General features: G+C 32.5%; 8 protein-coding genes. 5 read left to right on the top strand and 3 right to left on the bottom strand.

Annotated elements, in window-relative coordinates; genetic code table 11:
• Positions 1–2 precede the first annotated feature (2 nt).
• Both C3L50_RS11065 and C3L50_RS11060 read right to left on the bottom strand, forming a co-directional pair.
• The gene (locus tag C3L50_RS11065) at positions 3–533 is read right to left on the bottom strand and encodes a T9SS type A sorting domain-containing protein (RefSeq protein WP_103806251.1); all 531 of its coding nucleotides are present in this window, start codon (positions 531–533) and stop codon (positions 3–5) included.
• A 565-nt stretch (positions 534–1098) separates the two neighbouring features.
• Positions 1099–1905, bottom strand: coding sequence for a hypothetical protein (locus C3L50_RS11060; RefSeq protein ID WP_103806250.1), 807 nt, complete (start codon positions 1903–1905; stop codon positions 1099–1101).
• 440 nt (positions 1906–2345) lie between these two features.
• On the opposite strand from C3L50_RS11060, the gene C3L50_RS11055 reads away from it, so the two are divergent.
• From C3L50_RS11055 to C3L50_RS11035, 5 genes are all read left to right on the top strand, one after another.
• The gene (locus tag C3L50_RS11055; protein WP_103806249.1) at positions 2346–8993 is read left to right on the top strand and encodes a type I polyketide synthase; all 6648 of its coding nucleotides are present in this window, start codon (positions 2346–2348) and stop codon (positions 8991–8993) included.
• A 61-nt stretch (positions 8994–9054) separates the two neighbouring features.
• A complete protein-coding gene (locus tag C3L50_RS11050) occupies positions 9055–13059 on the top strand; it encodes a non-ribosomal peptide synthetase (protein ID WP_103806248.1) in 4005 nt (1334 codons plus the stop codon).
• 44 nt (positions 13060–13103) lie between these two features.
• Complete coding sequence (locus C3L50_RS11045; RefSeq protein ID WP_103806247.1) at positions 13104–17102, top strand: non-ribosomal peptide synthetase; 3999 nt, start codon at positions 13104–13106, stop codon at positions 17100–17102.
• Between the two features lie 120 nt (positions 17103–17222).
• Positions 17223–19850 (top strand): amino acid adenylation domain-containing protein, encoded by a 2628-nt coding sequence (locus tag C3L50_RS11040; protein WP_103806246.1) that lies wholly within the window; start codon positions 17223–17225, stop codon positions 19848–19850.
• Entirely contained in the window at positions 19837–20613 is a 777-nt protein-coding gene (locus tag C3L50_RS11035; protein WP_103806245.1) for a 4'-phosphopantetheinyl transferase family protein, read from the top strand. Before C3L50_RS11040 ends, C3L50_RS11035 begins: the two co-directional genes overlap by 14 nt.
• Before the next feature lie 123 nt (positions 20614–20736).
• Here the strand turns inward: C3L50_RS11035 and rpsA are convergent, their stop codons facing one another.
• Positions 20737–22512: a 30S ribosomal protein S1 gene (gene rpsA / locus C3L50_RS11030; protein ID WP_103806244.1), complete on the bottom strand. Its 1776-nt coding sequence runs from the start codon at positions 22510–22512 to the stop codon at positions 20737–20739.
• Positions 22513–22815: the final 303 nt, after the last annotated feature.

Here is a 22815-nt window from a genome sequence, read left to right as displayed (position 1 = left end):
TTTTAATTTTTTATAATTTTAAATGTTTTTAAAGCTTTGTTATCAACATATACTTGAAGTAAATAAATAGATGAACTAAGGTCACTTAAATTAACCTGAGTTTCATTTTGATTAATTGTGTTTTGTTTTAAAAGTCTTCCTTGAAAGTCATAAAGTTGATAGGATTTTAATCCATTTTCTAACTCATAACCCTCCATATTTATATTAACAAAATCTGTTGTTGGATTTGGATAAATGGATATTTCTATTTTAGGATCTATAACATCTTGTGTATCTAAGGAACTATAAGTGTCTTGGTGCTGTATTCCCTGTACTACATTGTATTCTGATTCTTCTATAGATGTATAGAATACTTGCCCTATTGAATATGTAACTGAGCCAGAACTTCCAGTTGCATCATTACCAGATGCAATTATAGTATCCATCAAATCATTTGTATTAGTTTCTGTATTTTGAGCAATTCCTTTAAAAGAAAAAAACAACATCACAATTATAAATAATTTTATAATTTTTAGGTCTATATGCGTTACCATTTATCGGGCATTTAATTAATTAGCAAATTTTAACTCTACAAAAATATTCAATTGTAAAAATAAAATCGACATAATTTAATTTTATCCGATGAAATACACAAAATACACACATTTAATGATAACTTACTTACAATAAAAAAGACAATCTAACAGCTTAAGAAGTCGATACTATAAAAAACCATGCAATATAATTTATAATAAACAAAAAAAAAAGGACGAAACACCTCATATAATCGACAAACTACATGTTTTTTGCAAAATAACGATAATTTATTTCATAAATTACATCCATACACACTTTTTATTTAATTATCATATTTAAGCATCTCTTTTTTTTAAATACTCATTTTCAAGACATTTATTTACAAATATCTTAGTTAATTAACAACTTATTTATTAATCAAAAAATGACCCAAAAAATCTATAAAGCACTAATTAATAACAACTAACAAGTTTGACTTTTTACTATTTTTATTCTTTCAATTATTTCATTTTGCAGGATGGTAGGCAAAAAAAAGCCTATGCTTTTTTGCATAGGCATAAAAAAGTAAAATTTATGTCTTTTTTATTGTGAGTAAATTTTTATTTTTATACTATTTTTGAACCCATAAAAATAAAACATAAATACTAACATTACAAGGAAATAAACAATACTAAATGCCCAATAAGTTGTGACATCAGATCTTGGCGAAACAGGAAAAATAAGACAAGAACTATTTAGCATAATCTGAAGCACCCAAACACATATACCACTTTTAGTCTTTCCGTAAATAAAGGCACACATTCCTGCCGCTCCCATCATATTAATCATTAATGCGACAATAGGCAAATCTTCAATAACACCATCATTCATAATTACAATTGGAATCCACCATAGTGTCCATACAGCACCAACAATCTGACTAGCAAAGAACGGATTCATAATTTTTGAAAGCTCCCTAACTGCAAAGCTAACCCATACGACTTCTCCAACTAAAGCGAATAAAATTATATTAAAAGTAAAATAAAAACTTGAAAAATAAGAAAAATTCAAAGTAAAATCTGTAAAATCTACCCCCAAATAAAGTGATCTTAAATACAAAGTTAAACAAGCAATAGACGAAGCAAAAAAGAAAGCGAACAAATACCATCGCAAAGGAACTTTCCATATTAGCATCGGCTTAAAAAGATCTTTTAAACCAGCATTGCCTCTTGTTAATTTCACCATACCAATCAAAAGAAACAAAAGCACAAAAAAACGTCCATGTAAATAAAGTCGACCAGGTATAAGATGCAAATGTACCCCATAAACAAAAATTGCGCTTGTTATAGGGGCAAATAGCAAAAATATCCATATCTCGTAAGTCTTTATAAAATTGTATAAATTATTCATATTCAATTTATTAAAATTATTAAAAATATTTTGCTAATATAAAAAAGAATCTTTTAATGATTCTTTTAATTTGTTTTTTTTAAAATTATTAATGAATTTTGATTTTTGATTCCTTATAAAAATTCTTTCAAAAACTAAATAATAGACTTCTTAAAAATAATCTAAAAAATGTTATTCATCGATTATACTAGCATTATATAGAAGATATGATTTTTAATAGTAATTTTTTCTTTCTTTTGATAAACATTCTAATAAAAACAACTTGAATTTTCTTTCATTCAATAAGTATTATTTAATGTAATTAAGTAAAATATTACACTTTTGCATTCAGAAAAATTTAATCAAGTAAAAGTATAATGATTTTCATTTAATTACATTTTATTACTTTAAATGTGAACTTTAAATATTAATTATCCTCTTTTGAAATCAACTTAGTTGCCATGACTAAATCAAACAATAATAATTTGAATTACGAAATAACCGGGACAAAAATAGACTATCCAAAAAGTACTTTGCAAGAGCTTTTTGCCAAAAGAGTTGAAATATCCCCTAGATCGATAGCTCTTGAGTGTAATGATCAGAAAACAACTTATGGTGAATTAGGAATAATGGTAAATCAAATGGCAAATTATCTTTGGTCTCAAGGCTTGAGACCTGGACAAATTGTTGCTATATCATTAGATAGATCTCCCGAATTAATCGCTTCTCTTTTTGCTGTTTTGCAATGTGGTGCAGCCTATGTTCCTGTTGACACAATGTATCCCGATGCTAGACTTGATTTAATGATTGAAGATTCAAATGCGGCATTTTACATCGGTTTAAACTCAAATAGAGTTTTTCAAAATAAAGTAATTTCTCTTTCTATTGCCACAATTTTAAATGCAATGGTGGATTTATCTGTAGAACCTTTAAATATTAATGTTCCCTCAGAATCTGCTGCATATATAATTTACACCTCTGGTTCTACTGGAAAACCAAAAGGGGTGCAAGTGGCACATTGCAATGTAATTAACCTTGTTTATTCAATGGCTAAAGAGCCTGGAATTTGTGCAACAGATAAAATATTTGCTGTAACAACCATCTCTTTTGATGCCATGGTGATGGAAATCTATCTCCCTCTACTTTTTGGTGCAAGCGTTGTACTTGTTGATGAAGAAACAAGAAGAGACGGACAACTATTACTTAAAAAAGCAGTTAAAGATAAAATTACGATGATGTGGGGAACTCCAAGTATTTGGCAAATCCTACTAGATTCAGGTTGGGAAACTCCTTTGAATATTAAAGCACTAATTGGGGGCGAACCCGTGCCATTACCCTTGGCACATGAATTACTTTCTCTATGCAGCGAATTATGGAATATTTATGGACCTACGGAAACTACCGTATGTTCCTTTCTTACTCAAATTACACTCAATGATAACCCTATAACTATAGGAAAACCTATTGCCAATACACAAGTTTATTTATTAGATACAAAAGGAATACCCGTAAATCCTGGCGAAGTTGGAGAAATTGTTATAGCTGGAGATGGCGTTTCTTTAGGATATTTAAATCGCACAGAACTTACTAACGAACGTTTTGTAGCAAATACTTTTCAAAATGAATCTGGTCGAAAAATGTACCTTTCTGGAGATTTGGGAAAACTATTGCCTAATGGAAATGTTCAATGTCTAGGTAGAATAGATCTACAAGTTAAAGTTAGAGGCCACCGTATAGAATTAGGTGAAATAGAATCTGTGATAAATAATCTTGACGAAATTAAAAGAGCAACTGTAATAGTAAGTAACCACATTGGTGGAGAGCCAAGTTTAGTTGCTTATTTACAATCTTCAGGAACTGCACAAGATACAAATAGTATTCGACACAAACTCGAAGAACTTCTACCTGAATTTATGGTTCCAACATTTTTTATGTGGATTAATGATTTTCCGATAACAACAAATGGAAAAATTGACAAAAGTAATTTACCCTTACCTGAATATATTCGTCCTGATTCGGCACCTCTTTTAAGAAAACCTCGAACAACAATTGAAATAGAAATAGTAAAGGTTTGGAGCGAGCAGTTAAAGATACCTGTAATAGGTATTGATGATAACTTTTTTGAGATGGGCGGAACTTCTCTATTAACACAACGAGTTGCCACAACATTAAGAAAGCGTCTAAATTTAGATGTAACTGTTACTAATATTTATCAATATCCTACAATAGCATCATTATCTGAATTTTTAGAAGCTGCCAATAAACCATTTAGTCTAACCGATTTTTCAAAATCAAAACAAAATAAGACATCGGGAGATGTTGCCATTATTGGTATGACGGGAAGGTTTCCAGGAGCAAAATCTATAAACGAATTATGGGATGTTTTAAAAGAAGGTAAAGAAACCATCACTTTTTTCAAACCGGAAGAACTTGACCTCAATATTCCAGAATCATTACGCAATGACCCGCTTTATGTTGGGGCTCGTGGTATTGTTCCATCTGCAAATACATTTGATGCTGCTTTTTTTGGAATAAATCCAAAACTAGCCGAAGTAATGGATCCACAGCAACGTTTATTTTTAGAAATTGCTTGGGAAACTTTAGAACAAACGGGGTATTTACCAAAACACTTCAATGGTAGCATAGGAGTTTATGCTGGGACAGGAACTAATACCTATTACAAAAAAAATATCCTACCAAATAAAGAAATAGTAGATGAAATTGGATATCTTCAAGCCGAAACAGTAAATGAAAAAGATTACATATCCACTAGAACTGCCTATCACTTAAACCTAAAAGGGCCAGCAGTAAGTATTCATTCTGGGTGCTCTACTTCGCTTCTTGCCATTGCCGAAGCTGTAACATCCATTAGGAATGGTCAATGCGATATTGCACTTGCGGGAGGATCTAGCGTAACTGCTCCTATTTTTAGTGGACATCTTTATCAAGAAGGGTCGATGTTAAGTTCTGACGGACATTGTCGATCTTTTGACGCAGATGCTAAGGGAACTGTTTTTAGCGATGGAGCTGGAGTTGTACTTCTAAAAAGTTTAGAGGCAGCCCAAAAAGATGGTGACAAAATTTATGGAATTATAAAAGGAATTGGAATCACAAATGATGGTGGCAACAAAGGGAGTTTTACCGCTCCTAGCACCGAAGGACAGGCTGTTGCGATTAGAAAAGCCATTCAAGATGCTCAAATCTCACCTGATACAATTAGTTATGTAGAAACTCACGGAACTGCAACACCTCTTGGTGACCCTATTGAAATTGAAGGACTTAAAATGGCTTTTGGCAAACAATCTACAACTGGTTTTTGTGCCATTGGATCCATAAAAAGTAATATGGGACATCTTACCGCTGCTGCCGGTGTAGCTGGTTTGATCAAAACAATCTTGGCGATGAACAATAAGCTCATCCCTCCTTCTCTAGGTTTTGACAAACCGAATCCAGCAATAGATTTCGAAAATAGTCCGTTTTTTGTAAATTCTAAATTGAGTCGTTGGGAGACTAATGAGCCTTTAAGAGCTGGTGTAAGTTCGTTTGGTGTTGGCGGAACAAATGTGCATCTTGTAGTTGAAGAATATCCAATAGAGCAAAAAAATTCTAGTCCAAGTCGATCGCTACAATTACTAATGTGGTCGGCCAAATCAGAAAACAGTTTAAAAGGATATGAAACTGAACTGGGTAATTATCTTAAATCAACACCTGATTTACCATTAGCAGACGTTGCATTTTCATTAAATAAAACGCGCGACACTTTTGTACATAGAAGTTTTATTTTAGCAAACAATACTGCTGATGCAAGTCAAGAATTGCTTTCGTCCGAAAAAAGAACTACTAAAAACAACGTCTTAAAAATAGCCCCTAGCGAACTAGTTTTTCTTTTTCCGGGACAAGGATCTCAATTTTCTCAAATGGGAATCAATCTTTATAAAAACGAAATTGTTTATAAAGAAGCTATAGATAAATGCGCTGAATTTTTATTAGATGAATTAAAATTAGACATTCGTGAAATTCTATATCCTGAAATAATAACTCCAGAATCAGAAGCAAAATTAAAAGAAACTCGTTACACACAACCAGCTTTATTTGTAACAGAATATGCCTTATCTCAACTTTGGTTAAGCTGGGGAATTAAACCAACAGCTTTCTGCGGACACAGTATTGGTGAATTTGTAGCTGCTCATTTAGCGGGAGTTATTACCTTACAAGAAGCTTTGCATCTAATTGCTGTTAGAGGTCGGTTAGTTAATGAACTTCCTGGAGGAAGTATGTTATCAGTTAGACTTTCTGAGGAAAAATTAATAGAAATCCTTCCCGACACACTTTCGATTGCAGCCATAAATTCTAATGTGTTATGTGTAGTTGCAGGCGAAAATGAAAAAGTAAACGAATTTGCCAAATCCTTAGATACACTAGAAATAGTAAATAAGCTCTTGTTTACTAGTCATGCTTTTCACTCCAAAATGATGGATCCAATTTTAGAAACTTTTGAAGCTGAAGTGAATAAAATTCAACTCAACAAACCTAATTTACCCATTGTTTCTACTGTTACAGGAACTTGGCTAAAAGATGAAGAAGCTATAAATTCAAAATACTGGACAAACCATTTACGCAATACGGTTAGATTTGCAAATGCAGCTGATACTCTGTTAAAATTAGAGGATCTAATTTTCTTAGAAGTTGGTCCTGGTCAAACATTAACCACACTAACAAAACAACAAGGAGTAGGAAAAATAATTCCAGCCTTTGCAAGTTTAACATTACCAAAAAATCAGGAAAATCAATATACTACCAGCCTCAATACTTTAGGAGAGTTATGGCTTAGAGGAATTGAACCTGATTGGAACGCTTTTTACAAAGAGCAAAAAAGACAAAAAATTGAATTACCTAGTTATGTTTTCGACCGCAAAATTTGTTGGATAGATCCTCCAAGTTTTAAAATACAAAACTCAATACCTACTATTATTACAACACAAAATACAATTAGCAATCACATTGAAAATAAACCCATGAGAAAAAATACTATCCTTAGCAAAATCTCTTCAATTGTAAGCCAAACATCAGGTATAGATTACCCAAATGATGCTTGCTCGCAAAGTTTTCTTGATCTCGGATTAGATTCATTGACACTTACTCAGCTTGCCATTAAATTAAAGAAAGATTTCAAACTTCCTATAACCTTTCGTCAACTTAATGAAGAATTTGGTTCACCCTCTCTTTTAGCAGATTATTTGGATCAAAATCTTCCAAAAGAAGAATACAATGACAATATCGCATCTAAAACTGTTACTAACTCAATCGCAACGCCATTACCAATATCAAATACCACTAGCCTTCCCATATCAAACGGTCAAAATGATTTGGCTTTAGGATTAATAGCACAACAACTCCAATTGTTAGGAAAGCAAATGGAACTCCTTCAAGGAAATAATATAACACAACCAAATGGTCATGCTCAAGAAACATTTCAAAAATCAGAACCTGTAATAATTCAAAATAACACAACCGAAGATTTACGAACTCCAGAAGAAATTGTCGAACATCAAAAACCATTTGGAGCGTCTCCAAAAATTGAAAAACAAGCAAAAGAAATGAGTCATTCTCAAAAGGAATTTCTTAATGGATTGATAGCAAGCTACACAAAAAAAACAGGTGCAAGCAAATCTTATGCTCAAAAATACAGAAGCATTATGGCAGATCCAAGAGTAGTTTCTGGATTTAAACCATTAACAAAAGAAATTGTTTACCCGATAGTTATTGAAAAATCTAGTGGAAATCGCCTTTGGGATATAGATAGCAATGTTTATATTGATGCTTTAAATGGATTTGGATCTTGTTTTTTTGGACATCAACCCGATTTCATCAAAGAAGCACTTCATAAACAAGTAGATACTGGATTTGAAGTTGGACCACAACACCCATTAGCTGGTGAAGTTTGTGAGCTACTTTGTGAATTTACTAATCATGATCGTGCCGCACTTTGTAACACTGGTTCTGAAGCTGTATTAGGAGCTATGCGAATTGCGAGAACCGTAACCGGTCGATCGTTGATTGTTGCTTTTTCTGGTTCTTATCACGGAATAATTGATGAAGCCTTAGTTCGGGGTTCAAAAAAGTTAATCACTTTTCCTGCTGCTCCTGGAATTATGCCTGAATCCGTTCAGAATATGCTAATTTTAGAATATGGAACCGAAGAAAGTCTTCGCATAATTGCCGAACGAGCAGATGAATTAGCAGCTGTAATCGTAGAGCCAGTACAAAGTAGAAGACCTGAATTTCAACCAATAGAATTTTTACACAAGCTAAGAGAACTTACTACTCAATCAGATATTGCTCTTGTTTTTGACGAAGTTATTACTGGCTTCCGAATGCATCCTGGTGGAGCTCAAGCCCTTTTTAATATTCAAGCCGATATAGCAACTTATGGCAAGGTAATTGGTGGAGGAATTTCAATTGGCGCCATTGTTGGTAAACGAAAATATATGGATGCTCTTGATGGTGGGCATTGGCAATATGGAGATGATTCTATTCCAGAAGTTGGGGTTACTTATTTTGCGGGTACTTTTGTAAGACACCCACTGGCATTAGCGGCTTCAAAAGCTTCTCTAATTCATCTAAAAAAACAAGGGCCAGCTTTGCAAGAAAGGCTAAATGATATGACTAGTCGTTTAGCATCTGAATTAAACTCCGAATTCAAGAAAAAAGATTTGCCAATGATAATCAATCATTTTGGATCTTTGTGGAGAGTTAAGTTTAATGATGATGTATTATATGGAGAATTATTATTTACTTTGTTACGCGAGAACGGAATTCATATTTGGGATGGTTTTCCTTGTTTCTTGACTGAGGCTTATAAAGAAGAAGATCTTACACAAATTATCGATACTTTCAAAAAATGTCTTGAAATAATGGTTTCTGCAGGATTCTTTATCACTAATAAACCTGAATCTATAACATCAGAACAATCTAACGTAAATCGTTTCATTAATCTTAGTAAACCGCCAGTAGATGGAGCCAAATTAGGACGGGATAAAGAAGGAAATCCTGCTTGGTTTGTAGCCGATCCAATTAATATCGGCGAATATGTTAAAATTGATTTGTAAATTATAATTATAAAAAAACTACTAATAGTAGATAAAAAACAAAATTGAATTGTCCAGAGATATGTTAAAAGAAAACACCAAATTTGATCCCTTTTCAGGTCCAGAAATAGAATCTGTTGTCTTTACTACAAAATCACAATCTGAAATTTGGACTGCTTGTTATTTTGGCGGAAGTGATGCAGCAAGAGCCTATAATGAATCGATTTCAATGGAATTTAACGGTTCATTAGACTCTATAGCTATGGATAGGGCTATTCAAACATTGGTTGAAAGACATGAATCACTTCGAGCTACATTTAGTACAGATGGTGTTTACATGTCCATTTACAAACAATATCCTACAAAAATAACTCATTTAGATTTATCTAACTTAGATGAAATTGGTAAAAAAGAAGGTGTAAATAAATACATTAGTAAAGATGCGCATTTCCTTTTTGACTTAGTACACGGACCGCTAATTAAATTTGGGTTACTTAAGTTATCTAATACTGAGCATCAATTAGTAGTTACCGCCCATCATATAATTTGCGACGGTTGGTCTATTGGAATTATGTTACAGGATTTAGGAGCAATTTATTCAGCTAATGTAGAAAATAAAATACCTGACCTACCTGAATCCATTCAATTTATAGCCTATGCAAATGAAGAACAATTGTTTTCAAATAGTGAAGAAAACAAAGAAATAGAAGCCTATTGGTTAAAAATGTATGAGGAATCTATTCCTATTGTAAATGTACCAACTGATAATGCTAGGCCGTCCTTAAAAACCTATAAAAGTCATCGTTTAGATTTCGCTTTTGACCCCAATTTATTATTAAAACTAAAACAAACTGGATTGAGCGTTGGCTCAAGTTTAGTAACAACATTGTTGACTAGTTTTGAGATTTTTTTATATCAATTAACAGGTCAGGATGATATTGTAGTTGGAATGCCTGCGGCTGGGCAACCCGCTGTAGATATGAATCATTTGATAGGACATTGCGTTAATTTACTTCCATTAAGAAGTAAAATTAATCCTAATATGAGTTTTAAAGATTATTTAAAACAACGTAAATCGGAACTTTTTGATGCATACGATCATCAACATCTAAGCTTTGGTCATCTTTTACAGAAATTAAAAATAGCCAGAGATCCTTCTCGAATTCCTTTAGTACCTATAGTATTCAATATCGACTTAGGAATGACAGATGGAGTTCATTTTTCAAATTTAACTTATCAATTAATAAGTAATCCTCGAGCTTTTGAAGTCTTTGATATTTTTCTTAATGCCAGTGGTAATGAAAAAAATCTCGTTTTTGAATGGTCCTATAACGAAGTTCTATTTAAACCAGAAACCATCCAGAAAATGATGACTTCTTTTGAAAAAATAGTAGAACTAGTTGTAGAAGATCCATCAAAAACTTTAGGAGAAATTACATTTCAAGATTTTACTAGTAAATACGATGAAATAAATGCTACAAAAACTAGCTATCCTAATGTTTCTTTATACGATTTATTTGTTTTACAAGCTCAACAATCACCAAAGAATATTGCATTAGAATATCTTGACAATGTTATTTCATATGAAGACCTACAAAGACAGACCAATCAAATGTCTCATTATTTGAAAGATCAAGGACTTGTAGCTGGCGATTTTATTGCTGTATCATTACCCCGTAGTCCAGAACTTCTTATTTCATTATTAGCTATTATGCAGTGTGGTGCAGCATATTTACCTTTAGACAATGAATATCCCATATCGAGACTACAATTTATGTTGGAAGATTCTAAAGCTAAATTTTTATTAACCAGCAAAACCATATCCAATTCGTTACCAAAATTAGGGAATACAATTTTAATAGAACAAGCTGTCGCATCATTAAATCAATATCCTGTCACAAAGTTACAAACTAAAGTAACTCCTGAGGATTTAGCATATATACTCTACACATCTGGATCTACTGGTAATCCAAAAGGAGTTCCTATTACTCATAAAAACCTGGTAAACTTTCTTTGCAGTATGGCTTTAGAACCTGGTATTAATGAAAATGACAGGCTATTATCTATTACTACAATCTCATTTGACATTGCTGGTTTAGAATTATATTTACCACTCATTAAAGGCGCAACATTAATACTAGCCGACCAAGAAACAGCTAGAGATGGGCGACTTTTACTAGAATTAATAGAAAACGGAAATATTAATTTTTTACAAGCAACACCCACAACTTGGTTAATGCTGTTAGATTCTGGTTGGTCAAAAAAATTACCACTTAAAGCATTATGTGGTGGTGAGGCAATGCCTGTAGATCTTGCCAAAGATCTTTTAATTAAGTGTGACTCTCTTTGGAATATGTATGGACCAACAGAAACCACAATATGGTCATCTATAAAACAAATAAAAACTGACCAAAGTATAATAACCATTGGTAAACCTATAGCAAATACACAAATATATATTATTGATGATCAATGTCAACTTGTAGCTCCAGGAAACATTGGCGAAATAGCCATTGGTGGTGATGGCGTAGCAAAGGGCTATTGGAATAGACCTGAACTCACCTCCGAAAAATTTATTGAAAACAAATTTTCTACTAATAAAGACAATTTACTTTATCGTACAGGCGATTTAGGAAGAATCCTTTCTAATAATGAAATAGAGTGTTTAGGACGTCTGGATCAACAAGTTAAAATAAGAGGGCATCGAATAGAACCCGGAGAAGTAGAACAAGCCTTAATAGTACTTGAAGGAATAAAATATGCTGTTGTATTGGCTAATGAAAATTTTCTAATTGCACATATTGTACCTGAATCTGATATTGAAAGCGCAGAAATACAAATACCTAGGTGGCGTGAGGCCTTGGCTTCGCAATTGCCGCCCCATTTAGTGCCACAAGATTTCAATTTATTAGAGAAATTGCCAAAAACACTTAACGGCAAGATAGATCGCAAAGCATTATCTGAATATAAAACAAATAAAATAATCAATTATACTGCCCCTCGAACAGAAGAAGAGAGATTAGTAGCCTCGATTTGGCAAGAAAGTTTAAACTTAGAACAAGTAGATATTTTTAGTAATTTCTTTGAAATAGGTGGACATTCAATAAAAGCAGTAAAAGTTATAATTGAAATCGAGAAACATATTAATAAACGAATTCCTCTATCTTCTCTGTTTGAATATTCAACAGTTGAAAAATTTGCTAAATTATTAGAGACAAATAACGAAAGTTATTCAAATTGTATAGTACCAATAAAACCTAAAGGAAATAAAGTCCCTCTATTTATAATTCATGGAGCTGGGCTCAATGTTTTAAATTTTGTTTCTATGAGCAAACACTTTGATGAAGACCAACCTGTTTTCGGTATTCAAGGTACTGGACCAAATGGTTATGATAATTGGTATGAATCAATTGAATCTATGGCAGCGCATTATATTAATGCTATTGAAAAAATAAATCCAGATGGTCCCTATGCTCTAGCGGGTTTTTCTTTTGGTGGTATTGTTGCCTTTGAAATGACCCGTCAATTAAAAGAAAAAGGAAAAAAAGTAAGTCTGACAGCATTGCTCGACTCTTATGTTGATTCATCCTACTACTATAAAATATACAGAGACAAAAAAATAATTAGATACTTTGATGTTACAAAAAGAAGATTTGATTTTTTAAAAGAAATGTTAACAAGCTGGAAGGGATTTAAGTTTCGTATTAATGCAAAAAAAGAGCATATATTAAAAAATTATTTTGGTGTAAAAGATAAAATGACAGACGAAGAAACTCTATCACTTGAACAATTTACAATAGCCAATAATATGGTTCAAAAAATAGTAGATCGCTATCATCTTAAGCCTCAAAATCTTGAGGTAGATTTATTTCGATCTAAAGATGATATGAATTATAAATTAGACCCAACACACTTGGGATGGAAAAAAGCAGCAATAAAAGGAGTTAATATTCATAATATTCCTGGTAATCACCTTGGTATTGTAGATCCTCCAAATGATAAAGTTTTAGCAAAAATGCTTCAAACTATTCTGGATGAAAAACATATTAAAATAGTATTGTTAATTTTGCAATTCAGTCTAAACTAATAGTTCAAACAAAATTAAAAATAAAAAAAAAATCTACCCATAAAATGAAAGACCAATCGAACGCCCCCAATAAAACTAAATTCGATTTACTTTCTCCAGAAATAGAGAGTGTTATATCTATTACAAATACACAATTAGAAATATGGACAGACTGTTTAATAGGAAGCAGTGATGCAAATAAAGCCTATAATCTATCTTATTCTATTAAATTCAATGGTGAATTAGTCCTAGAAGCGCTTGAACATGCATTGAATACATTAGTACATCGTCACGAATGTTTGAGAGCAACATTTTGTTCTGATGGAATGTTTATGAACATATATAAGGAACTTACTATTGAAATATCTCGAAATGACATTTGTCAACTTCCAGTAAATGAAAAAGAACAAGCCTTAGACTTTATAATTGATGAAGAAGTTAATGCCCTATTTGACCTTGTTAAAGGCCCTTTGTTTAAAGTCAAATTAATTAAAATTGATGATTCAGAGCATATACTAGTGATAACCCACCATCATATTATTGGAGATGGTTTAAGCATTAACATCATTTTAGAAGACCTTAGCAAACTATATTCAGCATTTATTGAAAATACAGTACCTGAATTAACAAATCCTGAACGCTTTAGTGAATATGCCAAAAAAGTAAATTCGCTTACAGAAAATAGTGAATACAAACAAATAGAAGACTATTGGCTTTCTATTTACAAAGAATCTGTTCCTGAAATTGAATTACCAATAGATTTTTCAAGACCTCCTTTACGAACTTACAATAGCCAACGCCTTGATTTTCCAATTGACATTAAACTTATTAATTCTCTAAAACAACTTGGAAAAAGTGCTGGTTGTAGTTTAGCAACGACTTTACTTGCAGCTTTCGAGCTGTATTTATGTAAATTCACTGGTCAAAATGATTTAGTGGTAGGGTTTCCAATTTCAGGAAATCGAAGATACAATATGAAACATATGATTGGAGATTGTGCAAACCTTCTTCCATTACGAAGTAATATAAACACAAAAAATAGTTTTTTAGAATACTTAAAACAAAGAAATACAGAGGTATTAGAAGCTTATTCATATCATCAAGTTAGTTTTGGACAACTTCTTCAAAAATTGGCAATAGCTCGTGATCCATCAAGGGTTCCTATGGTTCCTGTTACTCTAACAGTTGATTTAAATAGCAATATAGAAAGTGAGTTTTCATTTATTGGTCTTACTTATGAATTTAAAATTAACCCTAGAAAATATGCGTCTTTTGAAATTCAGTTGCATATTTGTATGTCTAAAAACCATCCCACTTTTCAATGTTCTTATAATACTAGATTATTCAAAGAAGAAACTATAAATCAAATGATGATATCATTTGAACAAACCCTAAATAAATTAATATCAAAACAAAACAGCCCAATAACAGATATTATAAATGAAGATTTTTTAGCAGCTTACGCCACTCTAAATGACACCATAACTCCTTATCCATATGTTTCATTATCAGAAGTCTTAAACAAACAAGCCGAAATTACGCCTAATAATATTGCTATTGAATATAACAATACTAAAATATCCTATCAAGATTTACATACTAAAGTCAATCAGTTTGCGCATTATCTAGAAGCACAAGGCGTTCAATCTGGCGATTACATTGCTGTTTCTTATCCGCGAAGTCCAGAATTAGTATATTCCATTTTAGCCATTATCCAATGTGGGGCAGCCTATCTCCCATTAGATCACGAATATCCAACTAAGAGAATAGAATATATGATGGAAGATTCTGAAGCTAAATTTTTGCTAACTAGCAAAGCTTTGTCTTTATCATTACCAAAATCTTCGAATACTATTTTGATAGATGATGCTATGCAATCATTAAATCAATACCCATCAACAAAACTAGAAAGGTATGTAGATCCCGAAAATGTATTGTATCTTTTATATACTTCAGGATCAACAGGCAAACCAAAAGGGGCTAAAATAACCAATAGAAATGTAGTTAATTTATTTTATTCTTTAGAAATTGAACCAGGTATAAAAGAAACAGACAGAGTCCCTTTTATTTCGACCATTTCCTTTGATATTGCTAGTTTCGAATTATTTTTCCCTCTATTTAAAGGAGCTGTTTTAGTAATACCTGATCATAATACACCAAGTGATGGCAGACTATTTAATGAGATGCTTGAAAAAGAAAAAATCTCCTTAGTTGTAGCTACACCAACTACTTATCAAATGCTATTAGATTCGGGATGGTCAAAAAAATTACCGATAAAAATATGGTGTTGTGGCGAACCCCTACCTGCTAAATTAGCTAAGGAATTGATTCAAAGAAGCGAAGAACTATGGACTTTATATGGACCAACCGAAGTCACTATTTTTTCTTCATGTAAACATATAAAAGATGAAGAAACAATAATTTCTGTTGGAGGTCCAATTGCTAATATGCAATATTATATTGTCGATGAACAAATGAATTTATTGCCGCCAAATGCTATTGGCGAAATTGCCATTGGTGGAGATGGTGTTGGTAAAGGCTATTTGGGAAGACCCGAATTGACTGCAGCAAAATATATTCCTAATATCTTTTCGGACAAAGAAGATGCTATTATGTATCTTTCTGGTGATATTGGAAAACTACTTCCAAGCAATGAGGTTATGTGTCTTGGGCGAATCGACCATCAAGTTAAAGTAAGAGGTCATCGAATTGAAATTGGCGAAATAGAACATGTTTTAACATCAATTGAAGGGGTTAAATCGGCAATTGTTTTAGCTAAAAATGATATTCTTGTGGCTTTTATTGTAGTCGATTATGAGTTCACTTCAGAGCTAGATGAAATTCGATTATGGAGAACAGAACTAGCTTCGCAATTACCGACTTTTATGGTTCCTCATGTTTTTCATATTTTAGACAAAATGCCGAGAACGCTAAACGACAAAGTAGATCGTAAAGCTTTATTAGAATATGAATCCAATCCTGATAGTGAAGAAGATTACACAGAACCTCGTACAGCAGAAGAAAAGTTAGTGGCCGAAATATGGCAAGAAATTCTAAAAAAAGAACGTATTGATATTTTTAGCAACTTTTTTGAAATGGGTGGGCATTCAATCATGGCCGTAAACGTTATGATTAAAATTGAAAAAAAGACTGGTATTCGAATTCCTCTTTCTGCATTATTTCAACATTCAACTATTGAAAAATTTGCTAAATTATTAACAACAGAAAACGAAATTCCATTTGACCATTTAGTTCCCGTAAAACCAAACGGATATAAACCACCTCTTTTTATAGTTCATGGAGCTGGACTCAATATTTTAAATTTTTCTCACATCATTCAACATTTTGATGAAGATCAACCCGTTTATGCTATTCAAGGAGTTGGCCCAAATGGCTATGATAACTGGTTTGAATCTATCGAAGCTATGGCGAAAACCTATATAGATTCAATTCTAAAAATTAACCCGAATGGTCCTTATGCTTTAGCTGGTTTTTCGTTTGGGGGTATTGTTGCTTTTGAAATGGCTCGTCAATTGAAGGAACAAGGAAAAACGGTAAGCTTTATTGGATTATTAGACACTCATGTTGATTCATCCTATTATTATGCTTCAAGTTCTAAAAAGAAACTGGCAAGATTTTATGATCGCACTCGAAAATGGTTCGATTTTTCAAAAGAAATGCTCACGAGTTGGAAATTATTAAAATTGCATTTAAACTTGAAAAAAGACTATATACTAAAAGAATATTTTGGTATAAAAGACACTATTTCTGAACAAGAAGCACTAGCACTTGAACAATTTATTGAAGCTAATAGTATGGTTGATAAAATTGTTAATCGATACCATCTTATTCCTCAAGATTTGGAAGTTGAATTATTTAGAGCAGAAGAGGATGAAAACCACAAAATAGACCCAAAATATTTGGGATGGAAAAAAGTAGCTCTAAAAGGAGTAAATACTCATAACATATCAGGTAATCATCTTAGTATTGTTGCCCCACCAAATGACAAAATATTAGCACAAATGCTTCAGAAAATTTTAGATAAAAGACATATAAATAGCTGATTTAATAAAGAAAAAAAGATTCAAATTGCTAGAGTTAAAAAGTAGATGTTTATAATAGTAGTTAAAGACATTTGTAAAGAATGAATAAAACTTGAAGTTTTTAACTTTAAACTAATTAGAATGGGGAAAAACAACAAAAATAGTTCAAAGAACGAAATTTGTGGAGCAAAAATGATGTATCCGAAGAGTACATTACATGAACTTTTTGCATTGCAAGCTGAAATGCTTCCTAATGCAATAGCAATTGAATTTAACGGTAAGAAGCTTACATATAGCGGATTAGAAAAAAAAATTAATCAAATGGCAAATTATCTTTGGTCTCAAGGTTTGAGACCAGGACAAATTGTTGCTGTTTCGTTAGATAGATCTCCCGAATTAATAGCATCTCTTTTTGCTGTTTTGCAATGTGGTGCATCTTATGTTCCTATAGATACAATGTATCCTGATGCAAGATTAGATTTAATGATTGAAGATGCCGATGCTACTTTTTATATAGGTCAAAACTCAAAAAAGGCCACTTCAGATAAAGTGATTTTTCTTTCTATTGCTGATATTTTAAGTGCTATAGAAAATCAACCTACCGAATCTTTAAGCTTTAAAACTCCAACAGAATCTCCTGCCTATATAATTTACACCTCTGGATCTACAGGTAAGCCTAAAGGAGTTCAAGTAGCTCATTGCAATGTAATTAACCTTGTTTATTCTATGGCTGAAGCCCCTGGAATTAATCAAACGGATAAAATATTTGCACTTACAACCATCTCATTTGATGCTATGGTGATGGAAATTTACCTTCCATTACTTTTTGGAGCTTGCGTTGTAATTGTTGATGAAGACACCCGATTAGATGGACAACTTTTACTTGAAAAAGCGATTACAGATAAAATTACAGTCATTTGGGGAACTCCAAGTATATGGCAAATTTTACTAGATTCAGGCTGGGAAAAACCACTAAATATAAAAATATTAATTGGTGGTGAATCTGTACCAATGGCTTTGGCTCATAAATTATTATCTAGATGTAATGAATTATGGAACATTTATGGACCAACAGAAACTACTGTCTGCTCTTTTCTTACTCAAATTTCAATAAATGATGACCCAATAACTATTGGAAAACCCATTGCCAACACCATTGTTTATTTATTAGACACCAATAGAAACCCTGTAAATCAAGGAGAAATAGGCGAAATAGTTATTGCTGGCGATGGAGTGTCTTTAGGCTATTTAAATCGTCCTGATCTTACTAATGATCGCTTTATTCCAAACCCATTCGAAAGTGAATCAAATGGAAAAATGTACCTTTCGGGTGATTTAGGAAAATTGCTGCCTAATGGTCAGGTTCAATGTCTTGGACGTATCGACCATCAAGTTAAAGTAAGAGGTTATCGTATTGAAATTGGTGAAATAGAACATAGTTTAATGTCTATTGACGGTATTAAAACGGCTGTAGTACTAGCTGAAAAAGATATTCTCATTGCGTTTATTTCACTAGATGGTCAAGTAACTAATGAACACGAATCTATTCAGTTATGGAGAAAGGAATTGACCTCACATTTACCCGTTTATATGATTCCAAATGTATTTTATATTTTGGAAAAAATACCAACAACTGCAAATGATAAAATAGACCGTAAAGCATTATTAGAATATAAATCTAATGCTGAAAGCAAACAAAAATACACTGCTCCTCGCACAGAAGAAGAAAAGTTAGTTGCCACAATATGGAAAGAATGCTTGAATATGGAAAATATTGATATTTTCAGTAATTTCTTCGAATTGGGCGGGCATTCTATTAAGGCAGTTAAAATTATGTATGAAATAAAAAAACATACAGGAAAACGGATTCCTATATCTACTTTATTGGAACATACTACTATTGAGAAGTTTGCCAAACTAGTAGAAACAAGTGAAGAATTATTTTCAGATTGTTTAGTTCCATTACAACCTAACGGAAATAAGCCACCACTTTTTATGCTTCACGGAGGAGGCCTCGATGTCTTATGTTTGGTCAATATGAGTAAACACTTTGATGAAGATCAACCTTTTTATGGACTTCAAGGTGTTGGACCAAAAGGGTTTGATGATTGGTATGAGTCTGTCGAAGATATGGCGGCACATTACATAGAAGCTATTGAAAAAATAAATCCAAATGGACCTTATGCTTTGGCTGGTTTTTGTGTTGGAGGTATCGTTGCTTTTGAAATGAGCCGTCAATTAAAAGCAAAAGGAAAAGATGTTAGTATGCTAGCATTGCTAGACTCTTATGCCGATTCTTCTTATTATTACAAAACACAAAAGCAAAAAAAACTAGTTAAATATTATGCAAAAACAAGGAGAAGATTGATTTATTTAATGGAAATGCTTACAAGTTGGAAAGGTTTTATGAAGCGTTTTAATTCAAAAAAAGAATATTTACAAAAAAAACATTTTGATCAGAACATTCAATTGACAGAACAAGAAATTCTTGCTCATGAACAATTTACAAAAGCAGTAGGTTTAATAATGGAAATTTTAAACAAATATCACTTAAAACCTCAAAAATTAAAAGTAGATTTAATACGATCAAAAGATCATCCAGAATACGGATTAGCACCCATTCATTTAGGATGGAAAAAAGCGGCATTAATGGGAGTGAATATTCATAATATTCCAGGAGATAATTTTGATATTAGAGAAAGCCCTCACGACAAAAATTTAGCAAAAATATTTCAAGAAATTTTAGATAAAAGACATGCAAACAGCTAAACTCTTTATTTCTAATTCAAATCTAAAACAAATTGAATTTATACCTAAAAAAGAATATTCATTAAATAGTAATGATGTAATCATTTACACAATTTATTTACCCAGTTTCATCAACTTGAAATCTGATTTGGCTAATTTTCTTAATTCTACTGAAATTAACAGAGCAGAACGTTTTCATAAGGAAATAGATGGCAACCGATTTATTATTTACAGGTCTATTTTAAAATTAATTTTAGCAGCTTACACAAAATTGGATGTCAAAAATATTTGCTTTGATTATCATTCCAATAAAAAACCCTATTTAGCCTCTCACCCCTGGTTGCATTTCAACATTTCACATTCTGAAGACTATGCAATTATTGCTGTTTCTCGCAAAAAAGTTGGAATAGATGTTGAATTTATGTCTGAGGATTTTAACTTCAATGATATCCTTCCAGATATTTTTAACGAAAACGAAATTTTATCCATACAAAATGCGGCTAATAGAAAACATGCTTTTTACACCTCATGGACTCGAAAAGAAGCCTTTGTAAAAGCTTTAGGAAAAGGGATTGATGAAGATTTTAAATACATTCCTTGTTTAGATGGTCAACATATTATAGATACTACTTTACTAAAAACTACTGAAAATTGGAAAGTGTTTAGTTTAAATATTGAAGATCAATATAGAGCTGCTGTAGCTATGGAATGTTTGCCTAAAATTACTCCAAACATAGTACTATTCACTTTACCCAACACAATAAATACATTAATAGGAAACTAAAGAAATAAAATATTTCACCCGAGCGCAGCGAACTTACGAAGCATAATTCGTAAAATCTGCAAATCTGCGGTAAAAAAAAAGTCCCGATTGCTCGGGACTTTCTATATTCAAACGATTAAAAGATTATTTCTTTTTTTCGTTTTTTTCCATTTGGGCTTTAAGACCTGCAAGGATATCATTGTTGTCTCCAAGAGTTGCAGCTGGTGCATTTGTATTAGAGGCAGCAGCAGCTTCAACAGCTTTCACCGCTTTTTCTTCTTCTTCACGGAAGATAGCAGTGTGAGAAGCAACTACTCTTTTGAATTCTTTGTTGAATTCGATTACTTTGAAATCAGCAGTATCGCCTTTTTTCAATTTCTTACCGTCTTCTTTTTCAAGGTGACGTGTAGGAATGAAAGCAACGATATCATCACCAAATTCTACAGTAGCTCCTTTGTCAACAATTTCAGAAATTTCACCTGAGTGGATAGTTCCAACTGCGAATGAATCTTCGTATTGATCCCAAGGATTAGCAGTAGTTTGTTTGTGACCTAAAGATAATTTACGTCCTTCAACATCTAATTCTAATACTACTACTTCTAATTTTTCACCAACATTTACAAATTCAGATGGGTGTTTGATTTTCTTAGTCCAAGAAAGGTCAGAGATGTAAATCAATCCGTCGATTCCTTCTTCTAATTCTACGAAAATTCCAAAGTTTGTAAAGTTTCTAACGATACCTGTGTGTTTAGAACCTACTGGGTATTTAGAAGTAATATCAGTCCAAGGATCTTGAGTCAATTGTTTGATACCCAATGACATTTTACGATCATCTCTATCCAAAGTAAGGATAACAGCTTCAACAACATCACCTACTTTTACGAAATCTTGAGCAGAACGTAAATGAGTTGACCAAGACATTTCAGAAACGTGGATCAAACCTTCAACACCTTCAGCTACTTCGATAAATGCACCGTAATCAGCGATTACAACTACTTTACCTTTTACTTTGTCACCAACAGTCAAGTTAGCATCAAGAGCATCCCAAGGATGAGCATTCAATTGTTTCAATCCTAATTGGATTCTTGTTTTCTCGTCATCAAAATCAAGGATAACCACGTTAAGAACTTGGTCTAATTCAAGAACTTCAGATGGGTGGTTGATTCTTGACCAAGAAAGGTCAGTAATGTGAATCAATCCATCAACACCTCCAAGGTCAATAAACACACCATAAGAAGTAATGTTTTTAACAACACCTTCTAATACTTGTCCTTTTTGTAATTTTCCGATGATTTCTTTTTTCTGTACTTCAATATCCGCTTCGATAAGCGCTTTATGAGATACAACAACATTTTTGAATTCGTGGTTAATTTTTACCACTTTGAATTCCATGTTTTTATTTACATATACATCGTAGTCTCTAATTGGTTTAACATCAATTTGAGAACCTGGAAGGAAAGCTTCAATTCCGAAAACGTCCACGATCATACCACCTTTAGTTCTGCATTTCACAAAACCAGTAACGATTTCTCCTGTTTCGTTAGCCGAAATAACTCTATCCCATGATTTGATAGTACGTGCTTTTCTGTGAGATAATACTAATTGACCTGTTTTATCCTCACGGATGTCAATCAATACTTCTACTTTGTCACCTACTTTTAATGCTGGATTGTAACGGAATTCGTTCAATGAAATAACACCTTCCGATTTTGCGTTGATATCAACGATAACGTCTCTATCAGTAATTCTAACAACGATACCTTCTACTACTTCTTCTTGATCTGTCGCGATAAAAGTTTTTGAAACTAGGTCTTCGAATTCTTGTAAGTTTTTCTCATCTACTGCATCAATACCTTCTTCAAAGTTGTGCCAGTTAAAATTTGCTAAAAACTCTTCTTGTGATTTTAATTGTTCAGACATGCTGATTAAAAATTTGTATTCTGCATTTTCTCGAGTTTCATAACGTGCTAGAAAACAACAGAAGTTGTTTGTATAAATTAGTTTTTACCCAAAGGAAACTCTTATTCACCAAAAGGTGTGCAAAAGTAATTCTTTTATTTTGAACTGCAAAATAATTCTCCAGAGATAATGGATTGATTTTTAGGAGCAAGACTTTTTGAGGTTTTTATGGGCTCTGCTCCCGCTTTTCGCTACAATCTTTGTGGCCGAACACCGGCCACAAAGGATTTCCACTACTATCGGGGCTATTTATGACTTTGGGGA

The organism is Flavobacterium alvei (assembly GCF_002920895.1).
Lineage (GTDB): Bacteria > Bacteroidota > Bacteroidia > Flavobacteriales > Flavobacteriaceae > Flavobacterium > Flavobacterium alvei.
Note: the sequence above shows the minus strand (reverse complement) of the source record. Positions and strands in the feature narration are given on the sequence as shown.